This is a genomic window from Corynebacterium sp. KPL1818 (assembly GCF_000478135.1).
GTDB lineage: Bacteria > Actinomycetota > Actinomycetes > Mycobacteriales > Mycobacteriaceae > Corynebacterium > Corynebacterium accolens.
This window is the reverse complement of record NZ_KI515760.1, coordinates 344,493-362,035: the sequence shown is the minus strand read 5'-3', so window position 1 is coordinate 362,035 and position 17,543 is coordinate 344,493. Positions and strand designations below refer to the sequence as shown.

At 60.1% G+C, this 17,543-nt stretch carries 17 protein-coding genes; 5 read left to right on the top strand and 12 right to left on the bottom strand.

Going from position 1 to position 17,543, the window contains the following annotated elements; translation table 11 throughout:
- Nucleotides 1–3: 3 nt before the first annotated feature.
- The 12 genes from HMPREF1261_RS11290 to rho form a co-directional block, all read right to left on the bottom strand.
- Nucleotides 4–993 carry a F0F1 ATP synthase subunit gamma gene (locus HMPREF1261_RS11290; protein WP_005280200.1) on the bottom strand — a complete coding sequence of 330 codons (990 nt, stop codon included), beginning with the start codon at nt 991–993 and terminating at the stop codon, nt 4–6.
- Nucleotides 994–1,043: 50 nt separating this feature from the next.
- A complete protein-coding gene (atpA, locus tag HMPREF1261_RS11285; RefSeq protein WP_023031047.1) occupies nt 1,044–2,684 on the bottom strand; it encodes a F0F1 ATP synthase subunit alpha in 1,641 nt (546 codons plus the stop codon).
- 60 nt (nt 2,685–2,744) lie between these two features.
- Nucleotides 2,745–3,560, bottom strand: a complete 816-nt coding sequence (locus HMPREF1261_RS11280; protein ID WP_023031046.1) for a F0F1 ATP synthase subunit delta — start codon at nt 3,558–3,560, stop codon at nt 2,745–2,747.
- A 6-nt stretch (nt 3,561–3,566) separates the two neighbouring features.
- On the bottom strand, nt 3,567–4,136 hold the full coding sequence (locus HMPREF1261_RS11275; protein ID WP_005280197.1) for a F0F1 ATP synthase subunit B: 570 nt from the start codon (nt 4,134–4,136) through the stop codon (nt 3,567–3,569).
- 43 nt (nt 4,137–4,179) lie between these two features.
- On the bottom strand, nt 4,180–4,419 hold the full coding sequence (locus HMPREF1261_RS11270) for an ATP synthase F0 subunit C (RefSeq protein WP_005280196.1): 240 nt from the start codon (nt 4,417–4,419) through the stop codon (nt 4,180–4,182).
- A gap of 104 nt (nt 4,420–4,523) precedes the next feature.
- The gene (gene atpB, locus HMPREF1261_RS11265) at nt 4,524–5,324 is read right to left on the bottom strand and encodes a F0F1 ATP synthase subunit A (protein WP_005280195.1); all 801 of its coding nucleotides are present in this window, start codon (nt 5,322–5,324) and stop codon (nt 4,524–4,526) included.
- A gap of 445 nt (nt 5,325–5,769) precedes the next feature.
- Nucleotides 5,770–6,201, bottom strand: a complete 432-nt coding sequence (locus HMPREF1261_RS11260) for a hypothetical protein (RefSeq protein WP_005280194.1) — start codon at nt 6,199–6,201, stop codon at nt 5,770–5,772.
- A 10-nt stretch (nt 6,202–6,211) separates the two neighbouring features.
- Nucleotides 6,212–7,387, bottom strand: coding sequence for an MraY family glycosyltransferase (locus HMPREF1261_RS11255; RefSeq protein WP_023017787.1), 1,176 nt, complete (start codon nt 7,385–7,387; stop codon nt 6,212–6,214).
- A gap of 14 nt (nt 7,388–7,401) precedes the next feature.
- Nucleotides 7,402–8,070 (bottom strand): L-threonylcarbamoyladenylate synthase, encoded by a 669-nt coding sequence (locus tag HMPREF1261_RS11250; RefSeq protein ID WP_005282416.1) that lies wholly within the window; start codon nt 8,068–8,070, stop codon nt 7,402–7,404.
- 32 nt (nt 8,071–8,102) lie between these two features.
- Nucleotides 8,103–8,936: a peptide chain release factor N(5)-glutamine methyltransferase gene (gene prmC / locus HMPREF1261_RS11245; RefSeq protein WP_023031045.1), complete on the bottom strand. Its 834-nt coding sequence runs from the start codon at nt 8,934–8,936 to the stop codon at nt 8,103–8,105.
- A gap of 9 nt (nt 8,937–8,945) precedes the next feature.
- Nucleotides 8,946–10,022, bottom strand: coding sequence for a peptide chain release factor 1 (gene prfA, locus HMPREF1261_RS11240; RefSeq protein WP_005282411.1), 1,077 nt, complete (start codon nt 10,020–10,022; stop codon nt 8,946–8,948).
- Complete coding sequence (rho, locus tag HMPREF1261_RS11235; RefSeq protein WP_034658388.1) at nt 10,015–11,889, bottom strand: transcription termination factor Rho; 1,875 nt, start codon at nt 11,887–11,889, stop codon at nt 10,015–10,017. The genes prfA and rho overlap by 8 nt, the downstream gene beginning before the upstream one ends.
- Nucleotides 11,890–12,262: 373 nt before the next feature.
- Between rho and HMPREF1261_RS11230 the strand changes: the two genes are divergently transcribed.
- The 5 genes from HMPREF1261_RS11230 to HMPREF1261_RS11210 all read left to right on the top strand — a co-directional run bounded on the left by HMPREF1261_RS11230 (nt 12,263) and on the right by HMPREF1261_RS11210 (nt 17,508).
- On the top strand, nt 12,263–14,050 hold the full coding sequence (locus HMPREF1261_RS11230) for a long-chain fatty-acid--CoA ligase (protein ID WP_034658387.1): 1,788 nt from the start codon (nt 12,263–12,265) through the stop codon (nt 14,048–14,050).
- Nucleotides 14,051–14,111: 61 nt separating this feature from the next.
- Nucleotides 14,112–15,227 (top strand): GTP 3',8-cyclase MoaA, encoded by a 1,116-nt coding sequence (gene moaA / locus HMPREF1261_RS11225; RefSeq protein ID WP_023031042.1) that lies wholly within the window; start codon nt 14,112–14,114, stop codon nt 15,225–15,227.
- A gap of 11 nt (nt 15,228–15,238) precedes the next feature.
- Nucleotides 15,239–16,438, top strand: a complete 1,200-nt coding sequence (locus HMPREF1261_RS11220; protein WP_023031041.1) for a molybdopterin molybdotransferase MoeA — start codon at nt 15,239–15,241, stop codon at nt 16,436–16,438.
- Nucleotides 16,439–16,453: 15 nt separating this feature from the next.
- The gene (moaC, locus tag HMPREF1261_RS11215) at nt 16,454–16,933 is read left to right on the top strand and encodes a cyclic pyranopterin monophosphate synthase MoaC (protein ID WP_023031040.1); all 480 of its coding nucleotides are present in this window, start codon (nt 16,454–16,456) and stop codon (nt 16,931–16,933) included.
- Complete coding sequence (locus HMPREF1261_RS11210; protein ID WP_023031039.1) at nt 16,933–17,508, top strand: molybdenum cofactor guanylyltransferase; 576 nt, start codon at nt 16,933–16,935, stop codon at nt 17,506–17,508. The genes moaC and HMPREF1261_RS11210 overlap by 1 nt, the downstream gene beginning before the upstream one ends.
- Nucleotides 17,509–17,543 lie beyond the last annotated feature (35 nt).

Sequence of the window (17,543 nt, the reverse complement as noted above, 5' to 3'; positions counted from 1 at the left end):
AATCTAGTCACTTTCTGCGCTGTCAGATAGCGCGCCAGCGCCACCGACGATCTCTGAAATTTCCTGGGTAATCTGCGCCTGACGGGCCTGGTTGGCCACGCGAGACAGGTCATTGACCATCTCGGTTGCATTGTCAGTAGCAGATTTCATAGCTGTACGGCGTGCAGCGGACTCGGAAGCCGAAGCCTCCAAGAACATAGCAAACAGGATACGCGAGACGTACTGCGGAAGCAGCGCTTCCATCAGGGTATCCGCGTCAGGTTCGAACTCGAAGTCTGCGGAAATGTTTTCCGTCGGCTCCGGATCTTCCAGTGCGGAGTCACCCATCTCGTACTCCTCGCCCTGCACGACCGGCTCAACAGGCAAAAGCTGCTGCGCACGCGCGGTTTGAGTCAGCATGGATTCAAACTCGGTGTAGACCACGTGCACCTGGTCGAAACCGGTAACACCTGCGCCTTCACCTTCCGCATGCAGGCCCTCGCGGCCCTTGGTAGTGCCCTTCGAACCAGCAACGAAGCCATCGATCATGTGGCGACGCACATCGTGGGTGCCCTCCCAGGTTGGATCCTGAGAGAAACCATCCCAGCTGCCTGCTACCTCTTCCTCGCGGAAGTTGTAGTGGCCGATGCCCTTGCTGCCGGTGACGTAGCGAACTACCTCGTAGCCCTTGCTTTCGAGGAGGGCCTTGAGCTGGGCTGCCTTCTTGAAGACGTTGTTGTTGTAGCCACCGCACATGCCTCGGTCAGAGGTGATTACGAGAATCGCGGCGACGTTGCCGTCTTCACGCTCGCGCAGCATAGGGTGCTCTAGCGTCGACGCTGCAGCCAACCTGTTCATGACATTGGTCAGCTCAGTCGCGTACGGCTGAGAGGCTTCCACCCGAGCCTGCGCTTTGGTAATGCGCGAGGTAGCAATGAGCTCCTGGGCTTTAGTGATCTTCTTAGTCGAGTTCACGGACCGAATGCGGTCGCGCAATTCGCGAAGATTAGCCATCGTTTCTCCTCCCTTCTTTCATATAGACGGTTAATTACGAGAGCTGAACTCTACTTAGCCGTCTTCCGGGAGACGTTGAGCTCGGTGCTTTTCACGTCATTTTCGTCCAAAGGATCTACAGGCTCTTCGGTACCCAAGTTGTGGCCCTCGGAGGAGCGGAACGTAGGAGCGAACTCCTTGGCTGCGGCCTCGAGTGCTTCCTTGGACTCATCGCTGAGCGCCTTGCCGCCGGCGATCTGCTCAAAGACCTCTGGAGTATTGGCGTTGAGGTACTCGTGCACCTCGGCCTCGAAGCGGCGAACGTCTTCGACGGGAACGACGTCGAAGATGCCTGCCTCGGCGAGGTAGATGGATACCATCTGGTATTCCACCGGCTGCGGCGAGGATTCGGACTGCTTCAGCAGCTCGACCAAGCGAGAGCCGCGCTCCAGCTGTGCCTTGGAGGCAGCGTCCAGGTCGGATGCGAAGGCAGCGAATGCCTGCAGGTCACGGTATGCAGCCAGGTCAAGACGGAGGTTACCGGCAACCTTCTTCATACCCTTGGTCTGTGCCGCACCACCAACACGGGAGACGGACACACCGACGTTAATAGCCGGGCGAACACCCTGGTTGAAGAGGTCGGACTCCAAGAAGACCTGACCGTCAGTAATGGAAATGACGTTGGTCGGAATGAAGGCACTGACGTCATTAGCCTTGGTCTCGATGATGGGCAGTGCGGTCATGGAGCCGGCACCCATGTCATCGGAAAGCTTGGCAGCGCGCTCCAGCAAGCGGGAGTGCAGGTAGAAGACGTCGCCTGGGTAAGCCTCACGTCCCGGCGGGCGGCGCAGCAACAGCGAAATTGCGCGGTATGCCTCAGCCTGCTTGGTCAGGTCATCGTAGATAACCAGGACGTGGTTGCCCTGGTACATCCACTGCTGGCCCAATGCAGCACCGGAGAACGGTGCCAGCCACTTGTAGCCGGCGGAATCAGAAGCTGGGGCCGCCACGATGGTGGTGTAATCCAGCGCGCCGTGCTCCTCAAGGGTGCGGCGCACGCTGGCGATGGTCGAGCCCTTCTGGCCGATGGCGACGTAAATACAACGGACCTGCTTGTCCTTGTCGCCAGACTCCCAGTTAGCCTTCTGGTTCAAAATGGTATCGATGGTAACCGCGGTCTTACCGGTCTTACGGTCACCAATGATCAGCTGACGCTGACCACGGCCGATCGGGGTCATCGCATCGATAGCCTTGATGCCGGTCTGCATTGGCTCTTCAACCGGCTGGCGCTGCAGCACCGAAGGTGCCTGCAACTCGAGGACGCGCTCCTCTTCGCTTTCGATTGGGCCCAAGCCGTCGATGGGCTGGCCCAGTGGGTTAATAACGCGGCCGAGGAAGTCCTCGCCCACGGGGATGGAAAGGACCTCTCCGGTCCTCTTAACCTCGTCGCCCTCCTTGAGGGACTCGTAGTTACCCAGGACCACGACACCAATGGAATTGGTGTCAAGGTTCTGTGCGACGCCAATTACGCCGCCGGGGAACTCGAGCAGCTCATTCGCCATAACGGATGGCAGGCCAGAAACCTGCGCAATACCGTCAGCTGCCGAAATGACCACGCCGACCTCCTCACGGGAGGCCTCCGCGGAGTAGCTCGAGGTGTAGTTCGCAATCGCACTACGGATCTCGTCGGAGGAGATCGTCAGCTCCGCCATGTTCTTCCTGCTCTCGGTAGTATCTTCCAGCACTTACTTAAATCGTTTCTGTCGTTTCGGCTACACCATCTGGGCACGGAAGCGGGCAATTTTGCCTGCCGTCGAGCCGTCAATGATTTCATCGCCGACGCGGATGCGCATGCCACCGAGGAGGCTGGTGTCAACCTCAGAGTGAATGGACATCGCACGACCATAAATTTTGCCCAGCTTCTCAGCGAGTACTGCCTGCTGGCCTTCATTCAATTCACCCGCAGCGACTACGCGCGCGATGGTGCGATCCTGCAGCGCTGCTGCAGCATCGGCCAATCCGGCAACGTCATCAATGGGGTTCTGCTCTGGGCGGCTGACGGCCTGCAGCGCGAGCGCTTCAGTAAACATCGTCACTTTGCCGTAGAGCACGTTTGCCAGCAATCCGCGTTTGCGTGCGGATTCAGCAGTTCGATCGGAAAGCAGCTGGGTAAGCTCGCCCTCGCGGTCCAGAATCTGCACCAAGCGGAAAAGCTCGTCTTCGACCTGGCCCAATTGGCCCTGCGCCTCGGCTGCGCGCAGCAATGCGCGGCGGCCCAAGGATACAAGCCCGTTGACGAAGTCCTTCGGCGAAGACCATTGGTTCGCCGCAGCTTCCTGCAGGATGCTCAGTGCACCGGCAGAAATCTTGGAGCCAAAGAGATTCTCGGCCAAGGACTTGCGTGCTTCAGCCGGGGCTGCAACGTCGATGGAGGATACGCGCAATTCGCGGTCCCCATCCAAAACGTCGACGACCTCAAAAATGTCTAGGCCCGCTTGGACTGCACTAGCGACGTTTTTATCGCCAGCGAGGATTTCATCCACACGGGATTGTGAGTTCGCGAGTGCTTCGCGGCTAGCTGCCTTCATAGTTGCCTACTTTCCGGCCGGTGCCACAGAGTCGAGCTCGGACAAAAAGCCATCGATGGTAGAGGACTTCTTGGAGGCGTCAGAAAGCTCGCCGCCCAGAATCTTTTCTGCCAGGTTGATGGAGTTCTGTCCCATTTCGGAACGCAGCTCAGTAACAACCTGCGCACGAGAAGCTTCCAACTGCTTTTCGCCATTGGCGACGATGCGGCGGGATTCCTCTTCCGCTTGGCTCTTCGCGTCAGCCTCGATCTGCTTGCCGCGCTCGCGCGCCTGCTCGCGGATCTCGGCTGCCTCTGCGCGGGCATCAGCCAGCTGAGCATTGTACTTTTCTAGAGCAGCCTTGGCCTCGGCCTGCTGGGCCTCAGCGCGCTTCATGCCGCCCTCAATCCGGTCTTCACGCTCTTCGAGCAACTTGGTGTAACGAGGAAGCACGAACTTCCAGAACAACCAGAGAATTACGATGAAGCACAGCAAAGACCAGAAAATGTCATAGTTCTTGGGCAGAAGAACGGAGAAGCTACCCGAACCTGGGTTCTCCTCGCCCTCTGCTGCAAGCATATAAACGACGTTATTCATTGGTCTCCCGTCTTAAAAGTTTCGGTTTGGAAAACTCGTACTTTTAGAACAGGAAGCCGGCAACCAGGCCGATAAGGGCCAGGGCCTCGGTGAAGGCGATACCAAGGAACATGGTGGTACGCAGCTGGCCGGCCATCTCCGGCTGGCGAGCCATAGCCTCAACGGTCTTGCCGGCAACGATGCCGATACCGATACCTGGGCCGATAGCAGCCAAGCCGTAGCCGATGGTGCCGAAGCCTTCGAACGTCGTAGCAGCATCCTGTGCCAGAATGATTTCGTTCATGGTGAAAGTCGTTCCCTTTCGTAAAAATCTTCAGTCCGAACCGGACCGAATGTCAGTGTTGTGTAATTAGGTGGATTACTCGGTCGCGCTCGTCGACCTCGTCCTTAGTGCGAATCAGCGTGCAAGGACAACTCGATGTACACCGCCGTCAACAAAGCGAAGATGTACGCCTGTAAGAAGATAACCAGAATCTCGAACAGGCTCATAGCCAAGCCCAAGACCACGGTCAGCCCAGACAGGACGGTCCAACCATTTAGCTGCCAGAAGAAGAAGTTCGTAGCAGAGAAGAGAAGAACCAGGATGATGTGTCCAGCAAGGAAGTTCGCCATGAGACGAATTGCAAGGGTAACCGGTCGCAGAATGAACGTAGAGAAGAACTCAATCGGAACCACCAAAAGGTGCAATGCCGGTGGCAAGTTCGGAATCACTACGGAGGAGCGAATGAACTTACCAAAGCCGTAGCGCTTGGCGCCGGCGTAAATCATGACGATGTACGAAACGGCTGCCAACACAATTGGCATACCAATACGACCGTTGGGCGAGACGTTAAGTCCCGGGATAACGGTCGCGACGTTCATAAACAGAACCGCGAAGAAGATGCTAGCGATAATTGGCAGGAATCGCTTTCCCTCCTTCTTACCCAAAATGTCCTCGGCGATGTGGACGCGGACGAAGTCGACCGCGTTCTCGCCCACATTCTGAATGCCAGAAGGAACCAACTTAGGGTTCTTAAAGGCAGCCCAGAAAAGGATCACCACAATTAGCGTCATCAAAATGCGAATCAGCATCAGGCGGTCAAGCGCGAACCATCCGTCGGCGAAGTCACCGAAAAACAGATGGTCGGCATCAATTTGCCCCGGGAAGAATTCTTCACCTAGATCGGGCGTATGGAAGTGCCCTTTCATAGCCAATGTTGTAACGCTCAGCGTTCTCTCCCGTGTTCGGGCCACACAGCCAATAGCTGGCTTCTGTGGTGCGATGGACGTCTCAAACTCTCTGCCTTGAACACGGACTCCGTCGCACATCAGCGTGAACAAGACAGGGATTTACCGTGCAGGATAAAAGCGCAACACTTAACCCCGCGGTAACCCGAAGCAAATCGTATCAGCTGGATCAACAGTTTTCGCACGTGGGGGCCCCATAAGCCACACCCGATACCGCCATATCCGCCTTTTGGCAGACAAAACCGCGCTATTCCTGCCTAATTCACAAACGTGCAGTTGATCACACCCCTAAGCCAACACACCTCCTCGGGGGTGGTCACCTTCCATTAATGCCAGCATGCAGGCACAAAAAGGCCGTCGCGCACCACCCCAGTGCGCGACGGCTAAGCCCTAATGTGGGCACGAATTAGGACACGTAGGTGACCCGAGAGGTGACCACGGCCCAGACTTCGGAGCCTAAGGTAACGATGAGCGCGACGACGACGGTAAGAAAGAGCGCCCACGTGTCATAGAAATCCATGTCCCGGATAATGGCCAGCACGCCGATAAGCACGATCAGCTTGATAAGCCAGCCGCCCAATACCACCGCGATAGTGGTAGAGGGGGTCGAGTTCGCGGTAAAGAGGACCGACAGCGCGGTAAACAAGACAAAGCCGCCGCCGAGAGCAGCGCCGACGATAACGCCCCAGAGCCCGGCGACACCTTGTGCCCCTCCCCAGACGGCGAGGGAAATGATGGTAAAGATGCCGAGGGCGGTAGCCCCCTTCTTTACGGCGCGCTGCAGCGGCACGCGCGGGTCATCGAAATTAGCATTTTCCGTTGTGTCACTCACGGACATTCACCCTACATCACGCGCTCGCAGAGTCATGCAATACGCAATCATCCGATGACCGGAGGCCAATCTTGCCCTGCCGCAGTGGAATCAAGGTCGTGCCAAAGGCAACCAATAATGCCGTGATGGACAAGCCGACCGCTACCGGGGCCGGCACGATGGAAAAGGACACCGCACCGAAGGCCACCGCGGATACCCAGAGGTACAGCACGAGCACAGTGCGCCGGTGCGTATGCCCCAACGACAACAGGCGGTGGTGGATATGCGCCTTATCCGCAGAAAATGGCGAACGGCCCTGGGATAGGCGGCGAATAACCGCCCAGACAAGGTCTAAGACTGGAATAAACACCGCTGCGATCACCACGAGGATGGGCGACATTAGCGCCACCATGTCCACGGTGCCGTAGAGAGACATATTGATCTTGCCCGAGGCCGAAGTAGAAGCCGCGGCGAGCAAGAGCCCGATAAGCATGGAGCCGGAATCGCCCATAAAGATTCGCGAGGGTTCAAAGTTATGGGGCAAAAAGCCCGCACACATCCCCACCAGAGCGGCGCTGATAATAGCGGGTGGATAGGCCGATACCGCCCCGCCCTGGTCATGCAGGACGGTGAGCGAAAAGACTAAGATGGCGCCACCGGCGATGAGGCCAAGTCCTGCTGCGAGGCCATCGAGGCCGTCGACGAAGTTGATGGCATTGATAAGGAGCACGGTGAAAAACGCGGTAAGCAACGTGCTTTGAATCTGGTCGAGCACTACCGTGGTGCCGCCGCCGAAGGGGATGAAAAGCAGCGTCCACGTCAGGCCCAGGCCACTCATGAGCGCGGCGGCAAAGAGCTGCCCGAAAAGCTTGATGAGGGCGCCGAGTTCCAAGTAGTCATCGGCAACCCCGACAAGCACGATGGCCAGCGCCGCCCACATCACCGCGCTCATCTCCGGGGTGACGGGCATAAACCCGCGAGTCAAGGCTGGAAGCTGGGCTGCGAGGAATATCGCCGCGCCAAAACCGGTAAACATGGCGAGCCCGCCCATGCGGGGCGTGGGCTGGGAGTGGGAATCACGCAGGCGAATTTCTGCCACCCGGCCCGTGCGGACCAAAAAGGATCGCACCACTCCGGTGGTCAGGTAGGTAAATGTCGCTGCTACGAGGATGACCAAGGCCAACTCGCGCAGCGGTACGCCAGTGCCGCTCACGCGAAATGCTCCTTCTATCCTTGGGGCCGGGTCCGCAGGGAATCAGCGGAGACGCCGAGGACCTCACCGATTTCCTCCGCGGATAATGCACCCTCGCGCAGTAGGTATGGATGATCACCGGAGAGATCGATAATGGTCGAGGGCTTGCCGATGTCCGTTTCTCCCCCATCCAAGTACACGGTGACGGCCTTGCCCAATTGGTCCTTGGCCATTTGCGCCGTAGTTGGTGGTTGGTGTCCGGAGATATTGGCAGATGAAACCGCCATCGGTCCTACCTCGCGCAAGAGCTCGATGGCAATCGGGTGAAGGGGCATCCGCAGCATGACGGTGCCGCGGGTATCTCCCAAGTTCCACGGCAAGGATGGCGCCTGTGGCACCACGATGGATAGCCCGCCTGGCCAAAAGGCCTCGACGAGGTCGCGGGTGGAATCGGGGTACGAGGCGACGAGTCCGCGCACGGTATTCCACGAGCCAACGAGCACGGGAACCGGCATATCCGGCCCGCGCTGCTTGGTGGCGAGCAGGTTGGCTACCGCGTCATTATCGAAGGCATCGCAGCCCAAACCGTACAGCGTATCGGTGGGCATGACCACGAGCCGCCCAGACTTTGCGGCCTTGGTGGCGATGCTCACGCCTTCCTCACGCTCGGTGTCATCGGCGCAATTATAAATTTTTCCTTGCATCAATTATCCCCTTCTTGCCCGACGGTGATGCCTTAGTCTACCGCGCGCTGTGCAGTAATAAAGCGCGGCGTGCCTGTTAAGTCCTTAAGCGGAGCGATATGGGAAAAGCCGCCGTGGTCACGCACCGCATCGCGCACGGCATCGCCAGTCGTATCGTCGTGTTCAATCGCCATGACCCCGCCCGGGCGCAAAAGCCTGGCGATGGTGGGAATCAACCCGCGGATTACTCCCATGCCGTCATCGCCGCCGAAGACGGCCACGCGCGGATCGTGATACACCTCCGGTTGCAAGTTCGGATCTTCCGGAACGTATGGCGGGTTGCTCACCACGAGATCGACCGTGCCATTCCAGTCCGCCAGAGTCTGACTGTCGGTCGCGTCCGCCTGCACCACCTCTACCCCGGTGCCGAGAGTATTGGCGCGGGTGAACTCGAGGGCGGCATCGGAAAGCTCTACTGCCTTAACCTCCGCCTGCGGTACGTAATGCTGCAGGTAGAGCGCCAGCGCGCCCGAACCCGAGCACAAATCCACCATGCGCGGGCCTGGTGCGTGGTGGACCGCCCAGTCCGCCATCACCTCCGTTTCCGGGCGCGGAATGAACACGCCTGGGCCCACCTTTAGGTCTAGGGGACCAAACCACGCCGTACCCAGCACGTATTGCAGCGGCTCGCGCTGTTCCCGCCTGCGCAAAAGCGCCTCAAAAGCCACCTCGAAGCCGGGCATGGGTGGCTCGTGCAGCGGGATATCCAAATGCCCGCAGTGAATGAGGTGGGAGATGAGGATCCGCGTATCCCACTCGGGACTTCCTACTCCAGCAACGCGAAGGCGCTGCACCCCATGGCGCAGCGCCTCACCGTACGATTCCATCGACCGCAATTACCCCTCGGCCTCAAGGCGCTCGGCGCGCTCTTGGTCCTGCAGGGCTTTGATGAGATCCTGCATATCGCCGTTTAACACGGAATCCAGGTTATTGGCCTTGTAGCCAATGCGGTGATCCGTGATGCGGTTTTCGGGCCAGTTATAAGTGCGCACGCGCTCGGAGCGATCCATGGTGCGCACCTGGGAGGCGCGCTGCTCGCCAGCCTCGGCCTCGCGGGCCTCGCGCTCCATCTGATCCAGGCGAGCCTGCAGCACCTGCAGGGCGCGGGCCTTGTTCTGGATCTGCGAACGTTCCTTCTGACAGGTAACAATCAACCCCGTGGGCAGGTGGGTAATGCGCACCGCGGAGTCGGTGGTGTTCACGCCCTGGCCGCCCTTACCGGAGGAACGGTACACATCGACGCGGATATCCTTGTCATCGATATTGACCGATTCCACCTCTTCGGGCTCCGGGTACACCAGCACGCCAGCAGCGGAGGTCTGGATGCGGCCCTGCGATTCCGTGACCGGCACGCGCTGCACGCGGTGCACGCCGCCCTCGAATTTGAAGACGGACCACGCGCCATCGCGCGTCGGAGACTTAGCGCGGAAGGAAATGGTCATGTCCTTTACGCCGCCCAAATCGGACTCGTTAAGGCCCAAGACCTCCCACTTAAAGTCGATCTTATCGGCAAAACGCTCGTACATGCGGGCCAAGTCGCCGGCAAAGAGCGCGGCCTCTTCGCCGCCGGCGCCGGCCTTGATCTCCATGATGATATCTTCCGAGTCCTGCTCATCGCGCGGGGCGAGCAGGTCAGCCAGCTTTTCTTCCAGCTCTTCCACCGACGCTGCTAGGCGGTCCGCTTCTTCCTGGAAGTCGTGGTCTTCATAAGCCATCTCCTTGGCGTCCGCGAGATCCTCGCGCGCCTGGGTCAGCTCCTCGTTGACCTTGATGATGGGGCGCAGCTCCGCGTACCGCTTGGATAGCTTGCGAAAAGCCTGCTGATCGCCGGCGATTTCTGGGTCGCCCATCTGCATTTCAATGCCCTGGTATTCCGACACAATGTCATCAACCATGGAAACTTGATTAGACATAGTCTTCCTCGTCCTTATCCGCAGCCATCGGTGCAGAAGAAGCCACCTGCATGAGGAACTCGCCATTCGAGCGGGTCTTCTTAAGCTGCTTGATCAACAGGTCAATTGCCTGATGGGAATCCAGGGCCGACAGGATGCGGCGCAGTTTGGTCATGATGCGCGCCTCTTCAGGCACCAGCAGGAGCTCGTCCTTGCGGGTTCCGGAGGGGTTGACATCCACAGCTGGGAATACGCGGCGTTCCGAGATCCCGCGGTCCAGCTTCAATTCCGCGTTGCCCGTGCCCTTGAATTCCTCGAAGATGACGGTATCGCCGGTCGAACCGGTCTCCACCATCGCGGTGGCGATGATGGTGAGCGAACCGCCCTCTTCGATATTGCGGGCAGCGCCCAAGAAGCGCTTTGGCGGGTAGAGCGCATTGGAATCCACACCACCGGACAGGATGCGGCCCGATGCCGGGGAGGAGTTGTTGTACGCACGGCCCAAGCGGGTGATGGAATCCAGCAGCACCACAACATCCTTGCCCTGTTCTACCAGACGCTTTGCGCGTTCGATGGCCAGCTCGGAAACGGAGGTGTGCTCTGATGGCGGGCGGTCAAAGGTCGAAGAAATGACCTCACCCTTCACGGAGCGCTGCATGTCCGTGACCTCTTCAGGGCGCTCATCCACCAGCACCACCATGAGGTAGCACTCAGGGTTATTGGTGGCAATCGCATTCGCGATATTTTGCAAAATCGTGGTCTTACCGGCCTTTGGCGGCGAGACGATGAGCGCGCGCTGGCCCTTACCAATCGGCATGATCAGGTCGATGACGCGGGTGGTGAGGATCTTTGGATCCGTTTCCAAGCGCAGGCGCTGGTTGGGATACAGCGGCGTGAGCTTATTAAAGTGCGGGCGCTGCTTGGCCTCTTCTGGATCGATCCCATTGACGGTATCGACCTGCACCAACTGGTTGTACTTGCGGCGGTTGCGGCCATTGCCGTGGGTGTGGGTAGGTCCAGCCACCTTCACCTGACCGGTAATGGCATCGCCAGAGCGCAGACCCAGCCGGCGCACGATGTTCTTATTAACAAAGACGTCCGCATCGCCCGCGCGGTACCCAGTGGTGCGCAGGAAAGAGACGTTATTGTCTACAACATCCAAGATGCCGCCGACTGCCTGCAGCTCATCACCCTCGCGTACCTGCAGGTCATTGCCGCCGCCGTGGTTATCATTATTACCCCGGCCACCCCGGCGATTCCGGCGGTTGCGGCGGCCACGGCGGTTACCGCGGTCAAAATTATTATCGTCATTGCGATTATTGCGGTGATTATTATCGCCGTTCTTATCGCCCTGCTTGTCTCCCTGGTTATCGGAACCATCCTGGGAGTCATCGCGGCGATCCTGGTGGCGATTCTGGTTCTGGTTGTGCGCGTCGCCCCGGTTGTTGTCACTCCGGTTATTATCGCCCCGGTTATTATCGTCCTGCTCTTGACGCTCCTGGCGGCGGGCGCGGTTGCGGCGGGCACGGCGGGCCTGCGACCGCGATTCATAGCGCTGGTCGTCGCCGTTGTCCTTGCGGTCTTTGCCGCGGTTGTCCTGCTGTTCGCTGGACTTGCCGTTATCGCTCTCGCCGCGATCGTCCTTCTTAGACGGCTTATCTTTCTGCTTGGCAGGCGCCGCATCCTTAGCGGCCTTCTCGGCCTTCTCTGCCTGCTCTATTTTTGCCTTCGCCTTTGGGGGAACCTGACCGGTCTTAATGGCGGTGATGAGATCCCCTTTGCGCAGGGCAGAGACGCCGCGAAGGCCGCGCTCGGCAGCCATTTTGCGCAATTCCGGCAGCTTCAGGGATGCGAGATCCTGTGCCGCGGTGTTGTCCGTATCGCTCACGGATATCCTTTCGTTGCTTGACCAGGTCCATAGTTGGGATCCGCCCTCCCCCACTTCAGGGAAGCTTGGGCGGTTGCACTGGAAGCCGATGTGTATTTTTCTTATCTTTTCGCCCTCGTGCCAAGGCGCTAGCGCACCCTGCCGGGCAATAAGCATGAGGCCTCTTCCGGTTACCGTATGGGAATTCCCCCTTGTAGCTGGTACGCGGGGGCGGAAGAATTCAAGAAACGACTGTGGGCAATGTTTAACGATGGGACCTGTCACTGGGCCCGATTGCATAGGATTGGGAAGATTTCCCGCTTTCCTATCAGTCGATGGCAAGTATAGCGCATTCGCTACACCGTGAGTACTTGGACACCGCTACAGTGGAAGCATGCTTTCCACGATGATGGATATTCCCCTGTCTTTAACCCGTATTTTGGAATACGGCGCGTCGGTGCATGGCAATACCACTGTTACCACCTGGCACGGTGAGGGCACCGGATCCGAGTTTGGCCCCGCAGAAAAGGTCACCTTCCGCGATATCGCCGCCCGCGCGGCGGCCTTTGCCCATGTTTTACACGATGACCTTGGCATTACCGGTGATCAGCGCGTGGGCAGCTTCATGTGGAATTGCGCCGAGCACCTCGAGGTCATGTTTGGCTCCGCCTGCAAGGGCGCGGTTTTTACCCCGCTGAATAAGCAGTTGATGAATGACCAGATCCGGCACATCATTAGCCACGCTGAGGTCTCCGTCATCGTGTGTGATCCCCGCCTCGCCCCGCAATTGGGCACGGTTTTAAACGGTGCCCCATCCGTGCATTCGGTGATTTTTACCGGTTCCCAATCGCCACAGCGCTTTGCCCACCATTTCCCGCGCGGGATAGAGTTTTATTCCTACGAGGCTCTTCTCGATGGCCGCTCTACCACCTACGATTGGCCTGAGCTCGATGAGCGCACCGCCGCCGCATTGTGCTATTCCACCGGCACTACCGGCGCACCCAAGGGCGTTTTATACTCCCACCGCTCGCTCTACCTCGAGGCCATGCAGCTGCGTTCCTCGGACTCGCTGTGCATTACCCACGGTGAGACCTTCCTGTGCTGCATCCCCATCTATCACGTGCTGAGCTGGGGCGTTCCCTTTACGTGTTTCATGACGGGCACCCCGCTCGTGCTTCCCGATGCCGATGTCTCCGCCCCCACCCTCGCCAAGGTCATCGCGGCCACGTCGCCGCGCGTGGCCCACGGCGTGCCTACCATCTGGATCCAGCTATTCGTGCACTACATGCACAATCCACCTGAGCGCATGACGCTGACGGAGATCTTCGCCGGCGGCTCCCCCGTGCCGCCGCAGCTTATCAAGATGTGGGAAGAGCATTACGGCGTCGACGTCGTCCACGTCTGGGGCATGGTCGAAACCTCGACGGTAGGCAGCGTTGCCCGCCCGCCGCAGGGTGCCTCCGGCGATACCCGCTGGGCCTATCGCATCTCCCAGGGCAAGATTGCCGCCTCGCTGCAGTACCGCGTGGTCAATGATGGCCAAGTGGTATCCAAGACCGACCGCAATGCCGGTGAGCTCCAGGTGCGTGGCAACCTTGTGACCGGTTCTTATTATCATTCGCCCACCGCCGAGCCGGGCGAGGTGGCCTCCGAATTCCGCGGCAAGCCGGTCGAGGCCGCAGAATCCAAGTTCACCGCGGATGGCTGGTTGCGCACCGGCGATGTCGGTTCCGTGACGAAGGACGGCTTTCTTACCGTTGAGGACCGCGCCCGCGATGTCATCCGCTCCGGCGGCGAGTGGATCTATTCGGTACAGCTGGAAAACCTCATCATGGCCAATTCCGATGTGGTGGAAGCCGCGGTGATCGGCTACCCCGATAAGCAATGGGTGGAACGCCCACTTGCCGTCACCGTCTTGGGCGAGCAGGCCTCGCCCACCATCGAGACCGCCGAAAAGTTGCGCCAGAGCCTGCGCAAGGAATTGCCCAGCTGGATGCTGCCGGAGTACTGGACCTTCGTAAAATCCATCGATAAGACGTCAGTGGGCAAGTTCGATAAGAAGGATTTGCGCGCCCACTTGGCCGAAGGCGATTACAACATCATCCGCCTCAAGGGCCCGGGTGAAGCCCAGCGCCTTGACGATATCGACGAAAGCGATTTTAACCGGGAAAACGAGGAATAATCCCCGGCCAGGTGGCGTTGTAGCTTGGTGTACCTTGTTCCCCACTCTTAGACTGGCAGCAATGACTTCACCAACGCCTTCTTCTTCAGCGGTCTCCCTACCCCTGCCCACCGTGGGCCGGTCGCAGCCGCCGGAGGACTTACCTGCCGCAGCAAGCGACGGCACCCGCGCCTTGGTTGATCGCTACGGCCGCAGGGCCCGCGACCTGCGCGTGTCGCTTACGGATCGCTGCAACCTGCGCTGCACGTACTGCATGCCGGCCGAAGGCTTAGAGTGGATGCCCACGCAGCAAACGCTATCCGATGAAGAAACCATCCGGCTTATCCGCCTCGGCGTGGAAAAGCTCGGCATCCGCCAGGTGCGCTTTACCGGCGGCGAACCGCTGTTGCGCAAATCCTTGGCAGATATCATCGCCGCCACCAAGGAACTCACCACGGATGAAGGCATCGCACCGTCCACGGCGCTGACTACCAATGGGTTGGGTCTGGAAAAGCGCGCCGCAAAGCTTGCCGCCGCGGGGCTCGACCGCATCAATATCTCGCTGGATACCATCGATCCTCAGCGCTATGCCGCACTCACCCGCCGCGACCGCCTATCCCACGTGCTCGAGGCCATCGCCGCTGCGGCCGATGCCGGATTGAATCCCGTCAAGATCAATGCCGTGGTCATGCCCGGCGTCAACGAGGAAGATATCGTCCCGCTGGCGGACTATGCCCTGCACCAGGGCGCCCAGCTGCGCTTTATCGAGCAGATGCCTCTCGGCCCGCGCGAAAAGTGGCGCCGCCAAGACATGGTCACCGCCGATGATATTTTGCTCAGGCTCCAGGACCACTTTTCCATGCGCCCGGCGCGGGAGCCGCGCGGATCGGCCCCGGCCGCGTTGTGGGATGCTATCGCCCCCGATGGCACCGCCGGCAAGCTGGGCATTATCGCCTCGGTAACCCATCCCTTCTGTGGCGACTGCGACCGCACCCGGCTTACCACCGATGGCGCCGTGCGCAACTGCCTTTTTGGCAATTCCGAAACCCAATTGCGGGATCTCATGCGCTCTGGCGCGAGCGACGAGGAGTTGATGGAGGCATGGGCCGGGGAAATGTGGACGAAGAAACCCGGCCACGGCATTGATGATGAAGGCTTTTTGCAGCCGGATCGTCCCATGTCAGCCATTGGCGGCTAATCTAATTATTTATGTCCGCATCGCGTTCCATTTCTGAGCACCTTTCCGCGGTTCTGGCGCTGGCGCCGGCCCCGCGCGCAGAGTCCGTTCCCGTGGGCCCAGCGCTGCGCGGCCGGGTATTAGCAGAGGATGCCACCGCGCGTTTTCCCGTCCCGCCGTTTGCTAATTCCGCCATGGATGGATTCCTCGTCCGCGCCACTGATATTTCGGGCACGGGCCCGTGGACGCTGCCGGTCGCAGGCGATGTCCCCGCCGGGGCTACCGCCCAGGAAGTTCCCGCCGGCCAGGCCGTTCGCATCATGACCGGTGCGCCGGTGGGTGATACCGCTGGCCTGCTCGTCGTCCCAGTAGAAAACACCACCGTCCCGCCCGGGCCTACGGAGCTGCCGCGCAGGGTCACCATCACCGAAGCGCCCGCAAAAACGCATATCCGCCCCGCCGGCGAAGATATACGGCCAGGCACCGTCGTTGCTACGGCCGGGACCACCGCGAATGCCGCGGTTATTGCAGCGCTTATATCCACCGGCATCTATTCGGTGCAGGCCTACCGGCGCCCACACATTGCGGTGATTTCTTCCGGCAATGAGCTTTCTTCGTATCCAGACGAGCTTTCCCCAGGGCGCCTGCCAGATTCCAATGGGCCGATGCTCGCCTCCCTCGCCCACACGGAGTCCTACTTCCACGTCGGCGACGACCCCGCGGAGTTATCCAGATTGCTCGATGAGCTCACCGAATCCCACGATCTCATCATTACCTCCGGCGGGGTATCGGCCGGCGCCTTCGATGTGGTGCACGGGGTGCTGGGCACGGGCGATAATTCGTGGTTCGGGCACGTTCACCAGCGGCCCGGCGCGCCGCAGGGCATCGGCACGTGGCGGGGTGTTCCAGTGCTTGCGCTGCCGGGCAATCCTGTGGCGGCTTTCGTTGGTTTCCAGCTTTATGCCCGCCCGCTTATCGCCGCCTTATCGGGCCAGCCACATCCGCGCGAGACCGTGCAGGTGCGTGCGGAGGTGGCGGTGCCACTGCCACCCGCAAGCACGCGCCCCTTCATTGTTCCTGTAACCGTAAGTTTTGCGGGAAAGCCCAGGATTACTGGCGCGTTAAGCCGCGGCAGCCACCGCGTGGTCTCGCTGGCAGGTACGAATGGGTATTGCATCATCGATGGGCATGCCCCCGCCGCGGGCGAAGAAACCACCGTCTATCTGTATTAACGAGGAGAATTTTCTATGGAGTTTACCCACCTCAATTCCGCCGGCACCGCCTACATGGTCGATGTGACCGAGAAGCAACCGACCGTGCGCACGGCCACCGCTGAGGGCGAGGTCGCCTGTTCCCCGGAGATCATGACCGCGCTGCGCGAGGGCACCGTGCCCAAGGGCGACGTGCTGGCGGTCGCGCGCATCGCCGGCATTTCCGCGGCGAAGAAGGTCCCAGAGCTCCTGCCGCTCGCGCACACCATCGGCGTGCATGGCTGCGCGGTGGATCTCGAGCTTGCTGATGCCCACGTGAAGATCACCGCCACCGTGCGCACCGCCGACCGCACCGGCGTGGAAATGGAGGCACTGACCGCGGTCAACGTTGCCGCCTTAGCGCTCATTGACATGGTCAAGGGCGTCGATCGCTCCGCGTATATTCGCCGGTGCGGCATCGTGGCGAAGTCGGGCGGGCGCTCCGGCGATTGGTCTAGGACCCTCCCGGAGGCTTAATGGACGGCGCGATCATTTTGGCCGGCGGGCAATCGCGCCGCATGGGCGGGGCCGATAAGGCACAGGTACGCGCCTTTGGCCTGCGCCTGGTGGACCGCCTGCTGCGCCAGCTTCCCTATGGCATGCCGTCTATCGTTATTTCCCCGCATTACCTCGGTATGCCGCAGGTGTACGAGTCGCCGCTTTTTGGTGGCCCCGTCGCCGGCATCGAGGCCGGTGCGCGTGCTTTGTCGCATTGTGACCGCCTGGCACTCTTCGCGGTGGATGCTCCCGATTCCCCGCAACTGCTCCCACACCTGAACGGAGCGTTGCATGCCGCGCCCACCGCCGGTGCCGCGATTACCCGCGCCGCAGATGGGTACTTACAACCGCTGTGTTCGCTGTGGCATACCGATGCGCTCTTTGGGTGCCTAGGTGCGTTGGAGTCCACCCGCAATGTCTCCGTGCGAAGGCTGGTTCGCGGCGCCGATTTCGTCGAGGTGGCCGGCACCGGTGCCGAACGCGATTACGATACCCCGGCCGAATTACAGGACATTCAGCCACACCCCGCCCTTCGCGCTCACCGGCGCGGCTAATTTAGCCACAGTCCACCCTCCCCGTGAGCACGAAG